Source organism: Sphingobium naphthae (assembly GCF_043589935.1).
Lineage (GTDB): Bacteria > Pseudomonadota > Alphaproteobacteria > Sphingomonadales > Sphingomonadaceae > Sphingobium > Sphingobium naphthae_A.
The window spans coordinates 1,387,872-1,404,593 of sequence record NZ_CP171454.1; the positions used below are offsets into that span (position 1 = coordinate 1,387,872).

At 66.6% G+C, this 16,722-nt stretch carries 17 protein-coding genes; 11 read left to right on the forward strand and 6 right to left on the reverse strand.

Annotation, left to right across the window (positions count from 1 at the left end; genetic code table 11):
• Nucleotides 1-96 precede the first annotated feature (96 nt).
• Together ACGGKE_RS06775 and ruvX are read left to right on the forward strand one after the other, a co-directional pair.
• Nucleotides 97-1,215 (forward strand): DUF3089 domain-containing protein, encoded by a 1,119-nt coding sequence (locus tag ACGGKE_RS06775; RefSeq protein ID WP_394441277.1) that lies wholly within the window; start codon nt 97-99, stop codon nt 1,213-1,215.
• Between the two features lie 33 nt (nt 1,216-1,248).
• Complete coding sequence (gene ruvX, locus ACGGKE_RS06780) at nt 1,249-1,722, forward strand: Holliday junction resolvase RuvX (protein ID WP_394441280.1); 474 nt, start codon at nt 1,249-1,251, stop codon at nt 1,720-1,722.
• Between the two features lie 4 nt (nt 1,723-1,726).
• Here the strand turns inward: ruvX and ACGGKE_RS06785 are convergent, their stop codons facing one another.
• Both ACGGKE_RS06785 and ACGGKE_RS06790 read right to left on the reverse strand, forming a co-directional pair.
• Nucleotides 1,727-2,092, reverse strand: a complete 366-nt coding sequence (locus ACGGKE_RS06785) for a hypothetical protein (RefSeq protein ID WP_394441282.1) — start codon at nt 2,090-2,092, stop codon at nt 1,727-1,729.
• A gap of 29 nt (nt 2,093-2,121) precedes the next feature.
• Nucleotides 2,122-2,547 carry a MerR family transcriptional regulator gene (locus ACGGKE_RS06790; RefSeq protein ID WP_394441284.1) on the reverse strand — a complete coding sequence of 142 codons (426 nt, stop codon included), beginning with the start codon at nt 2,545-2,547 and terminating at the stop codon, nt 2,122-2,124.
• Nucleotides 2,548-2,621: 74 nt separating this feature from the next.
• Here ACGGKE_RS06790 and ACGGKE_RS06795 point away from each other — a divergent pair, with 74 nt between their 5' ends.
• A complete protein-coding gene (locus ACGGKE_RS06795; protein ID WP_394441286.1) occupies nt 2,622-3,371 on the forward strand; it encodes a MauE/DoxX family redox-associated membrane protein in 750 nt (249 codons plus the stop codon).
• A gap of 21 nt (nt 3,372-3,392) precedes the next feature.
• On the opposite strand, the gene ACGGKE_RS06800 is transcribed toward ACGGKE_RS06795, so the two are convergent.
• The 3 genes from ACGGKE_RS06800 to serB form a co-directional block, all read right to left on the reverse strand.
• Entirely contained in the window at nt 3,393-4,877 is a 1,485-nt protein-coding gene (locus ACGGKE_RS06800) for a murein L,D-transpeptidase (RefSeq protein WP_394441784.1), read from the reverse strand.
• Between the two features lie 68 nt (nt 4,878-4,945).
• Nucleotides 4,946-5,200 (reverse strand): hypothetical protein, encoded by a 255-nt coding sequence (locus ACGGKE_RS06805; RefSeq protein WP_394441288.1) that lies wholly within the window; start codon nt 5,198-5,200, stop codon nt 4,946-4,948.
• Nucleotides 5,201-5,350: 150 nt separating this feature from the next.
• On the reverse strand, nt 5,351-6,229 hold the full coding sequence (gene serB, locus ACGGKE_RS06810) for a phosphoserine phosphatase SerB (RefSeq protein WP_394441290.1): 879 nt from the start codon (nt 6,227-6,229) through the stop codon (nt 5,351-5,353).
• Here serB and miaA point away from each other — a divergent pair.
• The 7 genes from miaA (at nt 6,228) to leuA (ending at nt 13,677) form a co-directional block, all read left to right on the forward strand.
• On the forward strand, nt 6,228-7,172 hold the full coding sequence (gene miaA, locus ACGGKE_RS06815; protein WP_394441292.1) for a tRNA (adenosine(37)-N6)-dimethylallyltransferase MiaA: 945 nt from the start codon (nt 6,228-6,230) through the stop codon (nt 7,170-7,172). The two genes, serB and miaA, sit on opposite strands and share 2 nt — an antisense overlap.
• A 100-nt stretch (nt 7,173-7,272) precedes the next feature.
• Complete coding sequence (locus tag ACGGKE_RS06820) at nt 7,273-9,024, forward strand: acetolactate synthase 3 large subunit (RefSeq protein WP_394441294.1); 1,752 nt, start codon at nt 7,273-7,275, stop codon at nt 9,022-9,024.
• 10 nt (nt 9,025-9,034) lie between these two features.
• Nucleotides 9,035-9,388 (forward strand): hypothetical protein, encoded by a 354-nt coding sequence (locus ACGGKE_RS06825; RefSeq protein WP_394441296.1) that lies wholly within the window; start codon nt 9,035-9,037, stop codon nt 9,386-9,388.
• Entirely contained in the window at nt 9,388-9,903 is a 516-nt protein-coding gene (gene ilvN / locus ACGGKE_RS06830) for an acetolactate synthase small subunit (RefSeq protein ID WP_228167660.1), read from the forward strand. The genes ACGGKE_RS06825 and ilvN overlap by 1 nt, the downstream gene beginning before the upstream one ends.
• A gap of 59 nt (nt 9,904-9,962) precedes the next feature.
• Complete coding sequence (ilvC, locus tag ACGGKE_RS06835) at nt 9,963-10,982, forward strand: ketol-acid reductoisomerase (RefSeq protein ID WP_228167659.1); 1,020 nt, start codon at nt 9,963-9,965, stop codon at nt 10,980-10,982.
• Nucleotides 10,983-11,126: 144 nt separating this feature from the next.
• Nucleotides 11,127-11,750, forward strand: a complete 624-nt coding sequence (locus ACGGKE_RS06840; protein WP_394441301.1) for a YceI family protein — start codon at nt 11,127-11,129, stop codon at nt 11,748-11,750.
• Between the two features lie 253 nt (nt 11,751-12,003).
• Nucleotides 12,004-13,677, forward strand: a complete 1,674-nt coding sequence (leuA, locus tag ACGGKE_RS06845; RefSeq protein ID WP_394441304.1) for a 2-isopropylmalate synthase — start codon at nt 12,004-12,006, stop codon at nt 13,675-13,677.
• A 159-nt stretch (nt 13,678-13,836) separates the two neighbouring features.
• Here the strand turns inward: leuA and ACGGKE_RS06850 are convergent, their stop codons facing one another.
• Nucleotides 13,837-15,204, reverse strand: a complete 1,368-nt coding sequence (locus ACGGKE_RS06850; RefSeq protein WP_394441307.1) for a M20/M25/M40 family metallo-hydrolase — start codon at nt 15,202-15,204, stop codon at nt 13,837-13,839.
• A gap of 172 nt (nt 15,205-15,376) precedes the next feature.
• Here ACGGKE_RS06850 and ACGGKE_RS06855 point away from each other — a divergent pair, with 172 nt between their 5' ends.
• Nucleotides 15,377-16,678: a dicarboxylate/amino acid:cation symporter gene (locus tag ACGGKE_RS06855; RefSeq protein WP_394441309.1), complete on the forward strand. Its 1,302-nt coding sequence runs from the start codon at nt 15,377-15,379 to the stop codon at nt 16,676-16,678.
• Nucleotides 16,679-16,722: the final 44 nt, after the last annotated feature.

A 16,722-nucleotide genomic window follows, 5' to 3' on the forward strand; every position in this document is an offset into this window, starting at 1 on the left:
TTCAAGCGGCTTTCGCGCCTCTTGCGCGGGCACGGTCCTTGCGCCAGACAGGATGGTGAAGAGGGGCGACATGCCCCGCGGGGCGGAGAGACAAGGGTGGCGCGCAAATTCCTCTATGTCATCGCGGCGCTGGTCGTCCTCACGATCGGCGCAAGCGCAGTCTACGCCCTGTGGGGCAATGCGCTGATCCGCGCGGTGATGGTGCCCCGCGAACCGTTCGAGCCTTTAAAGCCCCTGCCGCCGGGCGCCTATGCCGATGCGAAGATGTGGATCGCCCGGCCGGACATCGTGAAGGACAATCCGGCGCTCTGGACGCCCGCGGGCGTCGCCAATCCGCAGGCCAGCCCGCAGGCGGCCGTCTTCTTCATCCACCCCACCAGCTACATCACCACCTTTGGCGGGGCGCACTGGAATGCGCGGCTGGACGACAGCGAAACCGACGCCACCGCCCGCCGCTTCGTCGCCAGCCAGGCCAGCGCCTTCAACGGCGCGGGCGCGGTGTGGGCGCCCCGTTATCGCCAGGCCAATTATGGCGCATTCCTGACGCAGAAGCCCGAAGCGGACAAGGCGCTGGCGGCCGCCTATGGCGATGTGCGGCAGGCCTTCGCCGCCTTCCTGCGGGCCAATCCCAAAGCCCCGCTGATCCTCGCCGCGCACAGCCAGGGGTCGCGCCATCTGCTGGAATTGCTGCGACAGGAGATTGCGGGCAAGCCGATCGCCGACCGCATCGTCGCCGCCTATGTCGTGGGCTGGCCGGTGTCGGTGGAGGCCGACCTGCCCGCGCTCGGCCTGCCCGCCTGCGCCCGCCGCGACCAGGCGCATTGCATCGTCAGCTGGCAAAGCTATGCCGAACCCGCCGACCCGTCCGCCGTGGTCGAAAGTTTCGAGCGCAAGACCGGCTATACCGGACGCCCGCGCAAGGGCACGCACATGCTCTGCACCAACCCCATCACCGGCGCGTTCAACGGCAAGGCGCCCGCCAGCGCCAACAAGGGTACGCTCGACGCGCGCGAACAGGGCCAGCCGCCCAAGCTCGTTCCCGGCATCGTCCCCGCGCGCTGCGACACCAGCGGCGTGCTGATGATCGGGGAGCCGGTGGACATGGGCCCCTTCACCCTCCCCGGCAACAATTACCATGTCTATGACTATAGCCTCTTCTGGGGCAATGTGCGCGAGGATGCGCAGAAAAGGCTCGCCGCTTTCCTAAAGCCGTGACTTCGCCGGCCAGTCGTGACAGGGGATCGCCCCATGACCTTGGTGACGACGGATCGGGCGGCCTTCCGCCAGGCGCTGCCCGCTGGCGGGCGGCTGATCGGCATGGACGTGGGGACGAAGACGATCGGCCTGGCGCTGTGCGACGCCGGCTGGACGATCGCCAGCCCCGCCTACACCGTGACGCGTGGCAAGTTCAGCAAGGACAAGATCGGCCTGGCCGCCTTCATCGCGCAGCAGCAGGTGAAGGGCGTGGTCATCGGCCTGCCGCTGAACCTCGACGGCAGTTCATCGCCCCGCGCGCAGGCCAGCCGCGCCTTCGCGCATAATATCGCGGACCTGAACCTGCCGATCCTGCTGTGGGACGAGCGCTGGTCGACGCAGGCGGTCACGCGCACCCTGCTGGAGGCCGACGCCAGCCGCGCGCGCCGCGACGAACTGGTCGACAAGCTCGCCGCCAGCTATATCCTTCAGGGCGCGATCGACGGGCTGGTCGCGGGGCTGGAATAGCCGCTCAGCCCGCCGGGGAGCAGGGTGCGGGACCGGCCAGAAAGGGCATGATGTCCACGCCATCGCCCGGAAAGATGGTGAAGTGCGGATGGCTTTCAAACAGGCGCGCCGCCGCTTCGATGCTGTCCGCCTCGACCACGACATAGCCGCAACAGTCATTCGACGCCGGCGCCACGCCGTCGCGCGTGACGCGCATCGTCTTGCCCACCATGCCGCCGCGGTCGGGCAAGGCCTGCGGGTGCGCGGCTTCCCACGCCTTCCATGCGGGCAGGCCGGCGGCGTCCACCGCATCCTGTTCATCCTTGGGCAGCGCGCGGAAGCGGGCGAGGCTTTCGGGCGTCATCGTGTAGACGGCGAGAAAATGGGGCATGGCTGCGTCTCCCTCGGGCCTCTGTCAGACTAGCCGAGCGGCTGCCGCGCGTCACCTGCCGCCGCAAGCCCCTCCCGGTCGAATGCCGTGATGATGGGACATGGTCCTTCCTCGCTGGCATGGCATTGCCGCGCCAGCCGCTCCAGCGCGCGGCGCGCGCCCTGCAGTTCCGCGATCTTGCCGTCCAGCGCGGCGATCCGCTCCGCCGCCAGTTCGCGCGCCCGCGCCCGGTCCTGCCCGGCGTCGAGCGCCAGCAGCTCGCCGATCTGATCCAGCGTGAAGCCGGCCGCCTGCGCCGAGCGGATGAAGCCCAGCCGCCGCACATCCTGCGCGCCATAGCGGCGCACGCCCGCGCCCCGCGGCGGCGTTTCGATCAACCCGCGCCGCTGATAATAGCGCACTGTTTCCACATTCACGCCGCCCGACCGCGCGAGGCCGGAAATCGTCATGCCCATGTCTTGACTCCGTACCATGGTACGGACCCTATATGGGCCTGCATCCCCGCCCCTCAAGCCCCAAGGATGCGCCCATGGCCGATACGCCCCGCAAGACCGCCAGCCTGTACCGCATGGTGATGCCCAGCCACATCTGCCCCTATGGCATCAAGTCGCGCTGGCTGCTCCGCCGCCATGGCTACGAGGTGGACGATCATTGGCTCAAGAGCCGCGCGGAAACGGACGCCTTCAAGGCGCAGCATGACGTGAAGACCACGCCGCAGACCTTCATCGACGGGCAACGGATCGGCGGCCATGACGATCTGCGCCGTTATCTGGGCCTCAAGGTGCGGGACCCAAACGCCACCAGCTATGTGCCCGTGCTCGCCGTCTTCGCGGTCGCCGCGCTGCTGGCGCTGGCGATCAACTGGCTGACCTTCCTGCCGCTGCTGTCGCTGGTGACGATCGAGCGCGTCGTCGCCGTCGCGATGATGTTGCTCGCCATGCTGAAGCTGCAGGATGTTGATCGCTTCGCCACCATGTTCCTGAACTATGACCTGCTCGCCCGCCGCCTGCCACCCTATGGCCTGGCCTATCCCTTTCTGGAACTGGGCGCGGGCATGCTGATGCTGACGCGGTTGCTCGACTGGCTGTCCATTCCGGTCTCGCTGTTCATCGGCGGCGTCGGCGCTGTGTCCGTGTTCAAGGCGGTCTATCTCGACAAGCGCGAACTCAAATGCGCCTGTGTCGGGGGCGGCAGCAACGTGCCGCTGGGCTTTGTCTCGCTCACCGAAAATCTGATGATGATCGCCATGGCCCTGTGGATGCTGGCCGGCATCCACTGAAGTCGACCGGCGCGCGCCGCGCTAATCCCCGTCGCGCCCGTAGACGTCGGGCAGGAAGGTCACGCCATCCTTGGTTGGCACTGCGGTCAGATAGGTGAGATAGACCGGCACCGGCTGGGGCAGCGGCACATGCTGTTCGGGCGCGTCGCTCTTGGCCTTGGGCATTTCGCCGAAGAACCATCGTCCGAGCCGCTGCGCATCCTCCAGCCGCACGCAGCCATTGCTGAAATGACGGTCGTCCTTGGCCAGCAAGTTTCGCTGCGGCGTGTCGTGCAGATAGATGCCAAGGTCGTTGGGGAACATGAACTTGACCTTCCCCATGGCGTTGCTGCCGCCCGGCAGCTGGCGCACGCGCACTTCCTGCCGACCCGCCGCCACGGCATCCCAGTCGACCGCGCTTTGCGCCAGCGGGGCGGGATTGGCGCTCCAGTCGGCCAGCGCCTCATAGCGCATTGCCTTGAGCGAGCCGCCCTCCAATATCTTGGGCGCGACCTTGTTCGCGACCAGATCGGGCGGGATGTTCCAATAGGGGTTCAGCGTCGCGTAGCGGATCATCCCCGCCATGAAGGGGGTCTGCGTTTCCTTCGTGCCGGCAACCACCTTCATCGACCCGTCGAGCGCGCCCTTGCTGTAATACCAGAGCTGCGCCGAGGCGGCGTCGACCACCACATGCCGCGTCCAGGGCCCCGGCAGCAGCCGCGCCCGCTCCAGATTGAGCGCCAGCGTCCGGCGATAATGGCCCGGCCCCTTGTTGAGCGCAGCGATCGTCATCGCGCCCGCCACGCCATCGGGCTTCAGCCCATGATCGCCCTGAAAGGCCTTCACGCGGGCAACCAGCGCCTTGTCATAGGCGTCGCCGCCCGCCATCCCCAGCCGCTCGCGCAGCATGGCGATCGCCTCGCTGCGGCCACCGGGCCGCATCCGCACGCCTTCGGGCACGGGCAGGTCGGGCAATTGCGCCCATTGCGCGTCATAGCGCGCGCGGGCGTTGCGCAGTCGCATGTAGAGCGGGCTCATCCAGCCGGCATCGCGCACATAGTCGCTCAGCGAGGGGGCGAGTGCGGCGATTCGCAATATCTCGGACGGCTCGGCCTCCTGCGGCTCCACCTCCTTGTCCAGATAGCGCATCCGCACGTCGCGCGCTGGGCGGCGCATGTCGGCGACGATGTCGGTGAAGGCGCGCGACAGCGCCAGCTCCGCGCGCGCCAGCGCCTTGGGATCGCCATTGCCGGCGGCCGCGATCCGCTGCTTCAGCGCCTGCGAATCATAATCGTCGGGATCAAGGCCATCGGCCTCGCTATCCGCGATCAGCGCCAGCAACGGATCGGCCTGCGGCCCGATCCGGTCCTGATCGACCCAGATCGGCCAATAGCCGCGCCGGCCATAGAAATTCTTGTATTTGCCCCCGACCTGCGCGCGGATTTCGGCCGCGACGCTCGACCTGGTGGCCTGCGCGGCATCGGGCTGCGCGGCCGCGATGGACGGCAGCGCTGCAGCGATCAGCAGGCAGGGGATCAGGGAAGCGCGAAGCGAAGGGGCGCGGCGAGGTCGCCGCGCCCGAACAGACGAGTGGATCAGCCGCGTTCTCCCGCGCGCGGGGGCGGCGGCGGCGGCGGCGGCGGACAGGGCGGACCCTGGATCGCGTGATAAATGCCATCGGCCGTGTAATAGCCATCGACATAGCCGTCGCCGTCGCGATCGGCGGCGACGGTGCCGGCGATGGCGCCAGGGCCGATTGGCGGCGCGGTGGTCACCGGGGCTTCATTCTTGGAACAGGCGCTCAGCGCCATCAGCCCGCCAGCGGCCAAAGCCACATATTTGAGTTGCATAACATCTCCCTGGACGCGGCGCGGCCAAGCCGCATGCGCCGTTAGACCTCTTGCCGCGACCCGCGGCTCGATCCCAACGTCCAAGCGAACGAAACAATCCATTACCGGATCGCAATGACGGCGAACGGTGGCATATCAGCGCCAGCCCGTTCAGCCCTCCACCCACGCCGCCGACGCGATGCCCTGCGCGTAGAGCAGCACCGACAGGTCGCCATGGATGATTTCGGCCGCGGCGGCTTCACGCGTCCGGGGCTTGGCGTGATAGGCAACGCCCAGGCCCGCGCCCTGGATCATCGGTATGTCATTGGCGCCGTCGCCCACCGCCAGCGTCAGCGCGCGGTCGATGCCGCTTGCGATCGCCGCTTCCAGTTCCGCCCGCTTGCGCGCGGCATCGACGATCGGCGTGGTCACCGTGCCCAGCAGCGCGCCGTCGGCGATTTCCAGCACATTGGCGACCGCCGCGTCGAAGCCGATCTCTTCGGCGACGGGGCCGGTAAACCGGGTGAAGCCGCCCGACACCAGCAAGGTCCGCGCGCCCCGCGCCTTCATCGTGCGCACCAGCGCTCTGGCCCCGCCCATGATGACGACTCGCTCCGCTCGGCAGAGGTCGATCGCGGCATCCTCCAGACCCTTGAGCAGCGCCACGCGTTCATGCAGCGCGCCGGCGAAGTCCAGTTCGCCGCGCATCGCCCGCTCGGTGATCTCCGCAATCTGTGGCTTGATCCCCGCATAGTCGGCCAGCTCGTCGATGCACTCGACGGTGATCATGGTCGAATCCATGTCGGCGATCAGCAATTTCTTCTCGCGCGTCTCGATCGCCTGCACGATGATGTCTATACCCGTGCCCACCCCCGCGAGCGCCGCACGGGCAGCCACCGGATCGGCGCCGAAGAACAGGTCGGCCGCCTTGTCCGCGTCCAGCCAGCGGCAATCGCCGGGCGCGCATCCCGCATCGCGCAGCCGGTCGGCCGCTTCGGCAATATCCCCCTGCCCCATGGAGCTACTTGCCACTAAGGTCGCGACGAACATGCCACACTCCAACATCATAACAGGCGAATCCCGCCCACGGGTCGCGCTTATTGCCGGGCCTACCGCCAGCGGCAAGAGCGCGCTCGCCATCCGCCTCGCCCGCATGGCCGGTGGTGTCGTCATCAACGCCGACGCCAGCCAGGTCTATGCCGACCTGTCGATCCTGTCCGCCCGCCCATCGGCGGAGGAGATGGGCGACGTGCCTCATCGGCTGTTCGGCCATATCGACGGGGCGCAGGCCTGCACCGCCGCGCGCTGGGCGGCCGAGGCGCGGGCGGAGATCAACGCCGCCCATGCCGCGGGCAAGCTGCCCGTGCTGGTCGGCGGCACCGGCCTCTATATCCGCACCCTGCTCGACGGGATCGCCCCGGTGCCGGAGATCGACCCGGCGATCCGCGCCGCCGTCCGCGCGCTGCCCGTGGCGCAGGCGCATGCGGCCTTGCGGCAGGAGGATCCGCAGGCGGCCGCTCGGCTGGCGCCCGCCGACACCACCCGGGTCGCGCGCGCGCTGGAAGTGATCCGATCGACCGGGCGGACGATCGGCGAATGGCAGGCGCACAAGAGCGGCGGCATTGCCGATCGCATCGCCCTTTCCCCGCTCATCCTGCTGCCCCCCCGCCCGTGGCTGATGGAGCGCTGCGACGGGCGGTTCGTCCAGATGCTGGATCAGGGGGCAGTGGCGGAGGTCGAGGCGCTGCTCGCTCGCGGGCTCGATCCCGACCTGCCGGTGATGCGCGCCATCGGGGTGCCGGAGATCGCCGCCTGGCTGAATGGCGACAGCGAACGCGACAGCATGATCGAACGCGGCCAACGCGCCACGCGCCAATATGCCAAGCGCCAATATACCTGGTTCGCGCACCAGCCGCCGGCCGACTGGCCGCGCGAAAGCCGGCACATAGATGATAATATCGCGGACGAATTAGCAATTATATTACAGCAATAGTGCTTGACCGGCCATTTTATGTCCACTAGAGGCAGGCGCCTTGCCATCGCGGGTGCCCCGGCGCAAACACGCGGCTTGCACCAACAAGAGGAGTTTCATCGTGGCCGAAAAGAGCGGCGCGGACATTTTGGTCGAATGCCTGGTCGATCTGGGCGTCGAAGTCGTGTTCGGCTATCCGGGCGGCGCGGTGCTGCCCATCTATGACGCGCTCTATAATCATCCCACGATCCGCCATGTGCTCGTCCGCCACGAACAAGGGGCGACACACATGGCGGAGGGCTATGCCCGCTCCACCGGCAAGCCGGGCGTCGTGCTCGTCACGTCGGGCCCCGGCGCGACCAACGCCGTCACCGGCATCACCGACGCGCTGCTCGATTCCATCCCGATGGTCGTCATCACCGGGCAGGTTCCGACGCAACTGATCGGCACCGACGCGTTCCAGGAAGCGGACACGGTCGGCATCACCCGCCACTGCAGCAAGCATAATTATCTGGTGAAGACGCCCGGCCGCCTGGCCGAGGTCGTGCACGAAGCCTTCCACATCGCGACCACCGGGCGCCCCGGCCCCGTCGTCGTCGACATTCCCAAGAATGTGCAGATCGCGACCGCGCCCTATGCCCGGCCGGAACTGAAGGTGCACGCCAGCTATCGCCCCCAGACCAAGGCGGACGCCGCCGCGATCGATGCGGCGGTCGAGATGCTGGCCGCGGCCGAGCGGCCGATCCTCTACACCGGCGGCGGCGTCATCAACTCAGGCCCGCAGGCGAGCGCGCTGCTGCGCGAGCTGGCGGCGCTGACCGGCGCGCCCGTCACGTCGACGCTGATGGGTCTGGGTGCCTTTCCCGCGTCCTCCGACCAGTGGCTGGGGATGCTGGGGATGCACGGCACCTACGAAGCCAATTGGGCGATGAACCAGGCCGACCTCATCTTGTGCATCGGCGCGCGCTTCGACGACCGGGTGACCGGCCGGCTCGACGCCTTCGCCCCCAACAGCCGCAAGATCCACATCGACATCGACCGCAGCTCGATCAACAAGACCGTCGATGTCGACCTGCCCGTCGTCGCCGATGTCGCCAGCGCGCTGGACGACATGATCGCCCTGTGGAAGCAGCGGGGGCATCAGCGGCAGGACCTGTCCGGCTGGTGGGCGCGGATTGCCGACTGGCGCGCCAAGCGCAGCCTCTCCTATCCCGAAACGGGCGAGGAGATCATGCCGCAGCGCGCGATCGCCGATCTGTATCAGGCCTGCGTCGCGACCGGCAAGGATGTCATCATCACCACCGAAGTCGGCCAGCACCAGATGTGGGCGGCCCAGCATTTCGGGTTCGAAGCGCCCAACAAATGGCTGACGTCCGGGGGCCTGGGCACGATGGGCTATGGCTTTCCGGCGGCGATCGGCGCGCAGATGGGCAATCCCGACAGCATCACCATCTGCATCGCGGGCGACGCATCCATTCAGATGAACATCCAGGAACTGGGCACGGCGACTCAATATCGCCTGCCGGTCAAGATCTTCATCCTCAACAATGAATATATGGGCATGGTCCGCCAGTGGCAGGAACTGACCTATGAAAGCCGCTATTCCAACAGCTATTCCGACAGCCTGCCCGACTTCGTGAAGCTGGGCGAAGCCTATGGCTGGACCGGCATCCGCATCGAAGGACCGCAGGATCTGGAATCGGGCATCCGCCAGATGCTGGAGACGCCGGGGCCGGTGATCGTCGACTGCCGCGTGGCCAAGCTGTCCAACTGTTTCCCGATGATCCCGTCGGGCGCGGCGCATACCGACATGCTGCTTGATCCCAACCAGATCGCGGGCATCATGTCCGACGAAGCCAAGGCGCTGGTGTAAGGACAGGCATGTGACGCAGCATCTGAAGCTCCGCATCCATGTGACGGAGCCCTGGGATTTCGAGCGGCTGACGGGATCGGCCGAGCTGACCGGCTGGACCATCGATCATGCCGATCCCGAAAATGAGGAATGGGAAGTGCATCTCGATCAGGGGTTCGATTTCAACAAGCGGCATATCGGCACCCTGCTGGCCGGGCCCCGCTATGTCGGCGAACGGCTGGACCGGATGTTCGATGCGGTATCGGGCTTCCCGGTGCGGCTTGCCCACCGGCAGGAGGGCGAATGGCATTATGCCTTCGTCGCCATGATTTCGCAGCGACATGACAAGCCCGTCGCAGACCATCAGGATCACGGAACCATCTGATGCATATCCAGGAAGAACTCAGCCAGCGCCACGTCCTGTCGCTGACCGTTTCCAACGAGGCGGGCATATTGGCGCGCATCGCAGGCCTGTTCACCGCGCGCGGCTATAATATCGACAGCCTGACCGTGGCCGACATCACCGACGATCATGCGATCAGCCGCATCACCATCGTCACCAGCGGCCCGCCCAAGGTGATCGACCAGATCATCGCCCAGCTCGACCGGCTGGTGCCGGTGCACAAGGTGACCGACCTGACCGAAGCGGGGCCCTTCGTCGAGCGCGAACTGGCGCTGGTCAAGGTCGCTGGCGTGGGCGAGGACCGGATCGAGGCGCTGCGCCTGGCCGACGTATTCCGCGCCAAGGTGGTCGACACCACCATCGGCAGCTTCATCTTCGAACTGACCGGCACGACCGAGAAGGTCGACAATTTCGTGGCGCTCATGCGCCAGATCGGCCTGGTCGAGGTCGGCCGCACCGGCGTGGTCGGCCTGATGCGCGGGAAAGAGGCTAACTGAAGGATTTGACCCCTCTCCCTCAAGGGAGAGGGCCAGGATATGAAAAGGGAAGACGGACAATGAAGGTTTATTACGATCGCGACGCCGACATCGGCCTGATCAAGGGCAAGAAGGTCGCCATTCTGGGTTATGGTTCGCAGGGTCACGCCCATGCGCAGAATCTGCGCGATTCCGGCGTCGCCGAAGTCGCCATCGCCCTGCGCGCCGGGTCGCCCAGCGCCAAGAAGGCGGAAGGCGCCGGCTTCAAGGTGATGCCCAATGCGGAAGCCGCCGCCTGGGCCGACGTGTTCATGATCCTCGCGCCCGACGAGCATCAGGCCGCGATCTACGCCGCCGACGTGCACGACAATCTGCGCCCCGGCGCGGCGCTCGCCTTCGCGCACGGCCTCAACGTCCATTTCGGCCTGATCGAGCCGCGCAAGGATGTCGACGTCATCATGATCGCGCCCAAGGGGCCGGGCCATACCGTGCGCGGCGAATATGTCCGCGGCGGCGGCGTCCCCTGCCTGATCGCGGTGCACCAGGATGCGACCGGCAACGCCCATGACATCGCCTTGTCCTACGCCAGCGGCGTGGGCGGCGGCCGCAGCGGCATCATCGAAACCAATTTCCGCGAGGAATGCGAAACCGACCTGTTCGGCGAGCAGGCGGTGCTGTGCGGCGGCACCACGGCGCTGGTGCAGGCGGGTTTCGAAACGCTGGTGGAAGCTGGCTATTCGCCCGAAATGGCCTATTTCGAGTGCCTGCACGAGCTGAAGCTGATCGTCGACCTGATGTATGAAGGCGGCATCGCGACGATGCGCTATTCGATCAGCAACACCGCCGAATATGGCGACATCAAGACCGGCCCGCGCATCATCACCGAAGAAACCAAGAAGGAAATGAAGCGCGTTCTGGCCGACATCCAGTCGGGCCGCTTCGTCAAGGACTTCGTCCTCGACAACCGCGCCGGCCAGCCGGAACTGAAGGCCAGCCGCATCGCCGCCCAGCGTCACCCGATCGAGGAGACCGGCGCCAAGCTGCGCGCGATGATGCCGTGGATCAGCGCCAACAAGCTGGTCGATCAGGACAAGAACTGATCCGGCCATCCTCCCCCTCCCCGGCAGGGTAAGGGATGGGATGCGGTCATAAGCGAAACGATCCGTTCCGCTTCATGCCTCTGGAACTTGGCAAGGGCGCGGCATACTATTGTCGCGCCCTTGAGCATTTCGGAGAGACCTCTCATGAAGAAAATCCTGATCCCCGCCGCCGCCCTCATGCTTGTCGCCGGCGGCACAGCGCTGGTCGCGCAGATGCCGACCGCCGCCCCCGGCACGAAGGACGCCGCCAAGGTGACCGGCGGTACCTACAAGGTCGATGGCGGCCATACCCAGGTCGTGTTCGCCTGGGATCATATGGGCTTCACCAACAATATGGGCACGATCGCCGAGCCCACCGGCACGCTGACGCTGGACAAGGCCAATCCGGCCGCGTCCAAGGTGTCGGTCGAATTCCCCGTCTCCAACATCCGCACCGGCGTCGCCAAGCTGGACGAGCATCTGATGAAGGCGGATTTCTTCGACGCCGCCAAATTCCCGACCGCGACCTTCGTGTCGACCAGCGTCAAGCCTGACGGCGCGACCGGCGCCGACATCACCGGCAATCTGACCATCAAGGGCGTGACCAAGCCGGTGACGCTGGACGCCGAATTCTACGGCGCGGGCGTCCAGCCGATGAGCAAGAAGGAAAATGTCGGCTTCATCGCGACGACGACGATCAAGCGCAGCGAATTCGGCATGGGCTATGCCGTGCCGATGGTCAGCGACGCGATCGAACTGAAGATCATCGCCGGCTTCGAAAAACAATAAGCTCGGCAGCCTGCCAGGACATTATATTGCCCGACGGACGGGGCCGGCTTGCGCGTCGGCCCCGTTTTGCGTATGAGGCGCGCATCATGCAGAGCGTCGCGCTTCTTCCCCTGCTACGACTTACGCGCCCTTAGGCGTGGCTTTTGTGCTGCCTTCCGGCTAAGGGCAGCGTCGATCCGCCTAAGGGCATCCATCACAGTCAAGTCGCTCCACGGGCGCGCCGCCGCGCCTGTCGCAGGAAATATCCGATCCCATGATGCTGACCGACCCTTCCCAGAAATATCGTTCCTTCCCGCAGGTCGACCTGCCCGACCGCCAATGGCCCAGCCGCGTCATCACCGCGCCGCCGCGCTGGCTGTCGACCGACATGCGCGACGGCAACCAGTCGCTGATCGACCCGATGAACGCGGAAAAGAAGCGCCGCTTCTTCGACCTGCTGGTCAAGGTCGGCGTCAAGGAGATCGAGATCGGCTTCCCCTCTGCGGGCGCCACCGAATTCGATTTCATTTCCGGCCTGGTGCAGAGCGGCGCCATCCCCGACGATGTCATGCCGCAGGTGCTGACCCAGGCCCGCGCCGACCTGATCGCGACCACGTTCGATTCCCTGCGCGGCGCGAAACAGGCGATCGTCCATGTCTACAACGCCATTTCGCCGGCCTGGCGCGACATCGTCTTCCAGATGGAGCGCAGCCAGGTGCGCGAGATCGCCGTCAACGCCGCCAAGCTGCTGCGCGACCATGCCGCCGCCCAGCCCGACACCGACTGGCATTTCGAATATTCGCCCGAAACCTTTTCGACGGCGGAACTGGATTTCAGCCTGGAATGCTGCGAGGCGGTGATGGACATCCTGCGCCCCACGCCCGAACGGCCGCTGATCCTGAACCTGCCCGCCACGGTCGAATGCGCCACGCCCAACATCTATGCCGACCAGATCGAATGGATCTGCCGCAATATCTCGCGCCGCGACAGCGTCGTCATTTCGCTGCACACCCATAATGATCGCGGCACCGGCGTCGCCGCGGCGGAACTGGGCATCATGGCCGGCGCCGACCGCGTCGAAGGCTGCCTGTTCGGCAATGGCGAACGCACCGGCAATTGCGACCTGGTGACCGTTGCGCTCAACATGTACACCCAGGGGATCAATCCCGGCCTCGACTTCAGCGACATCGACGACGTCATCCAGACGGTCGAATATTGCAACCAGCTGCCGGTCCACCCGCGCCATCCCTATGCCGGCGAACTGGTCTTCACCGCCTTTTCCGGAAGCCATCAGGACGCGATCAAGAAGGGCTTCGCCGCGCAGGAAGCGCGCAACGACCTCATCTGGAACGTGCCCTATCTGCCGATCGACCCCAAGGATCTGGGCCGCGACTATGAAGCGGTGATCCGCGTCAATTCGCAATCGGGCAAGGGCGGCGTCGCCTGGGTGCTGCAACAGGACAAGGGCTACAAGCTGCCCAAGCGGATGCAGGCGGACTTTTCGAAGGTGGTGCAGGCGCTGGCCGACAGCTCCAGCCGCGAACTCAACGCCGCCGACATCAGCGAGGCGTTCGACGCCCATTATTGCCTGACGGGCGAGCAGCCCTATGCGCTGATCGACTATCAGGAAGGCGGCCAGGCGGGCGACCGCATCTTCACCGGCAAGATCGCGCATCAGGGCAGCGAGCGGTCGATTTCCGGCCGCGGCAACGGCCTGCTCTCCTCGGTGCTCGCCGCGCTGCGCGACGAATTCGGCGTCCAGCTGGAGATCGCCGACTATAGCGAACATGCGATCGGCGCGGGCAGCGACGTCAACGCCGCCGCCTATGTCGAATGCCGCACGCCCGACGGCCGCACCGTCTTCGGTATCGGCACCGACAGCGATGTGGCGACCGCTTCGGTCAAGGCCGTGCTGTCGGCCGCCAACGGAATTGCGGTGCGGGGGTAAGCGCCCCCCGGCAGCCTCATTCGTTCGTGCCGAGTAGGGACCGGGCTTGTCGCAGTCCCGTATCGAAGCACCCTTCGACAGGTGAAGCAGGTGTACCGTCCGGAAGATGGTCCACCTGCTGACTTCGCCACTCTCGATGCCTGTCCTGGGCGCGCGCCCTTATCGCGCCAGCGCGCGCAGCACCCGGTCCCACTGCTCCAGCGATTCGCGGATGCCCGCCACCGGCACGCGTTCGTTCAGCCCGTGGGCAAAGCCGTCCTCGGCCCGCATGAACAGGCTGGAGACGCCATAGCTCGGCACGCCGAGCGCGCGGAAATGGACGCTGTCGGTCGCGCCGGCGGACATGCCGGGCATGATCGCGATGCCGGGCGCGCGGGCCGACACGGCGTCGCGCACCGCGTCCATCACATCCGCGCGCAACGGGGATGCGTCGCTGCCGGTGGGATCGTTCAGCGTCGTCACCGTGGCGCTCGGGTCGTTGACGACCTTCACCAGCTGCGCCTTCACATCCTCGATCGGCACGCCGGGGAAGATGCGGCAATTGATGCTGACCTTGGCGCTTTGCGGCAGGGCGTTGAGCGCATGGCCCGCCAGCGCCATGGTCGCGACGCAGGTGGTGCGCACCTGCCCCACAAATTCCGGCCGGCTCGACAGGATCTTCGCCGCCGCCGGATCGCCGGTTTCGGCAAAGCGCCGCATCGCCTGCCCCACGTCACCGCCGATCCGGTCGGCCGACAGCGCCAGCGACGCCTGGGTCAGTTCGTTGCGCATCGCGGGAAATTCATAGGCCGCGATCCGGTCGATCGCCTTCGCCAGCCTGTAGATGGGATTGCCCGCCGTCGGCGCGCTCGAATGGCCGCCCGCGTCGGTGAAGCCGATCTCGAAATCGGCATAGGTCTTCTCGCCCGCCTGCAGCTGGTAGAGGACAGGCTCGCCCGCCTCGTTCAGCAACCCGCCGCCGCCATCGCCGTTCAGCAGCATTTCGGCATCCTTGTACCGGGCGGCCAGCGCGCGCGTGGTCGCCATGTCGGTTTCCTCGTCGCCCGACAATAAGAGCGTGACCGTGCGGCGCGGCGTCCAGCCTTCCTTCTTCAGCTGCGCCAGCGTCGCGACCATCATCGCAACGTCATATTTATCATCCTCCGCCCCGCGCCCGAAAATATAGCCATTTTCCTCGACCGGCACGAACGGGTCGCGGGTCCAGTCCTTGGGATCGGCCTCGACCACGTCCATATGGCCGATCATCAGCAGCGGCTTGAGCGCCGCGTCACGCCCCTTGATGGTCGCGGCGAAGGTCGCGGTCTCGCCCATCGGCGTGATCACGATGTCCTCCTCGGCAAAGCCCGCCTGGCGCAGCACGTCGGCATAATAGGCCGCCAGCTTGGGCACCTGCCCCGCGCCCTGGACGGTGCGGAACGCCACCGACCGCATCAATATGGCCTTGGCCGTCCCGGCGTCCGCCGCCGCCTGCGCGCCCTGCGGCGCCGCCAGCAGCGCCAGTCCCAGACATGCGCCCCGCAATTGCATATATTCTGCTCCCCCGATGATGGATTCGCCTTTCTCTGGCACAGCCGCCGGGCGCGGCCAATCGCTTTGCCGCGCCCTTATCCGCGCTGCACCCCCTTGAAAGAATTGCTTGCGCGCAATCAGGCTGCTGTCATCCGATATAGGCGCCCGTCCGCCCCAGGGGAAAAGCGTCATGGCGTTGAATTATCGCAGTTTCGGGTTCCAGGTTCTGGTCGGCATGGTGGCTGGCCTGCTGCTCGGCCTAGTCGCGCGACAGATGGGCGCGGGGCCGGACGGCGACCTCAACTGGCTCGCCACCGCGCTCAAGACGCTGGGCGCGATCTTCGTGTCGTTGCTCAAGGCCGTGGTGCCGCCGCTGGTCTTCGCCGCCATCGTCGCGTCGATCGCCAATCTGCGTGCGCTCGACAATGCCGCGCGCCTTGCCGGCCAGACCCTCCTCTGGTTCGCCATCACCAGCCTGATCGCGGTCAGCATCGGCATCGCGATCGGCCTGCTGCTGGAACCGGGCGCAGGCCTGCGCGGCACCGCGCTCGCCGTCGGCAAGCCCGACAGCTATGGCGGCTGGCTCGATTTCCTCAAGGGGCTGGTTCCCGGCAACAGCCTGGCCCTGTCGGGCAGCACAAAGCTGGAAAATGGCGCCGCGACCACCAGCCTGTCCTTCAACATCCTGCAATTGCTGGTGATCTCGATCGCGGTCGGGCTCGCGACGCTGAAGGTCGGGGACAAGGCCGAACCGTTTCTCGCCTTCGTCCGGTCGCTGCTGGCGGTGGTCCGCGCGATCCTGGGCTGGATCATCCGCCTGACGCCGATCGGCTCGGCCGCGCTCATCGGCACCGCCATCGCCACCTATGGTTGGAGCGCGCTGGCGCAGCTTGGCGTCTTCACCGCCGCCATCTATCTCGGCCTCGCGCTGGTGCTGCTGGTCGTCTATCCGACGCTGCTGCTCGCCAACGGGCTGCGGCCCGGGCCGTTTTTCGCCAAGGCATGGCCCGCGATCCAGCTCGGCTTCGTGTCGCGCTCCTCGGTCGGCACCCTGCCCGTCACCGAAACCGTCACCGAACGCATGGGCGTGGACAAGGGCTATGCCGCCTTTGCCATCCCGCTCGCCTCCACCACCAAGATGGACGGCTGCGCATCCATCTACCCTGCGCTCGCCGCCATCTTCGTCGCGGGCTTCTACGGCATCCCGCTGCATTTCGTTGATTATGTGCTGATCGTCTTCGTGTCGGTGCTGGGATCGGCGGCGACGGCGGGCCTCACCGGCGCGATCGTGATGCTGACGCTCACCCTCTCGACCCTCGGCCTGCCGCTGGAGGGCGCCGGCCTGCTGCTCGCCATCGACCCGATCCTCGACATGGGCCGCACGGCCGTCAATGTCGCGGGCCAGGTGCTGGTCGCCACCCTGGTCGCCAAGCGCGAAGGACTGCTGGACGAGACCGCCTATCGGGGCGAAGGCGTGCCAGTCCTCGGCTGACCTTTGGGTCCTCCATAGGCATTCCCTACGGCCCACCGCATGAT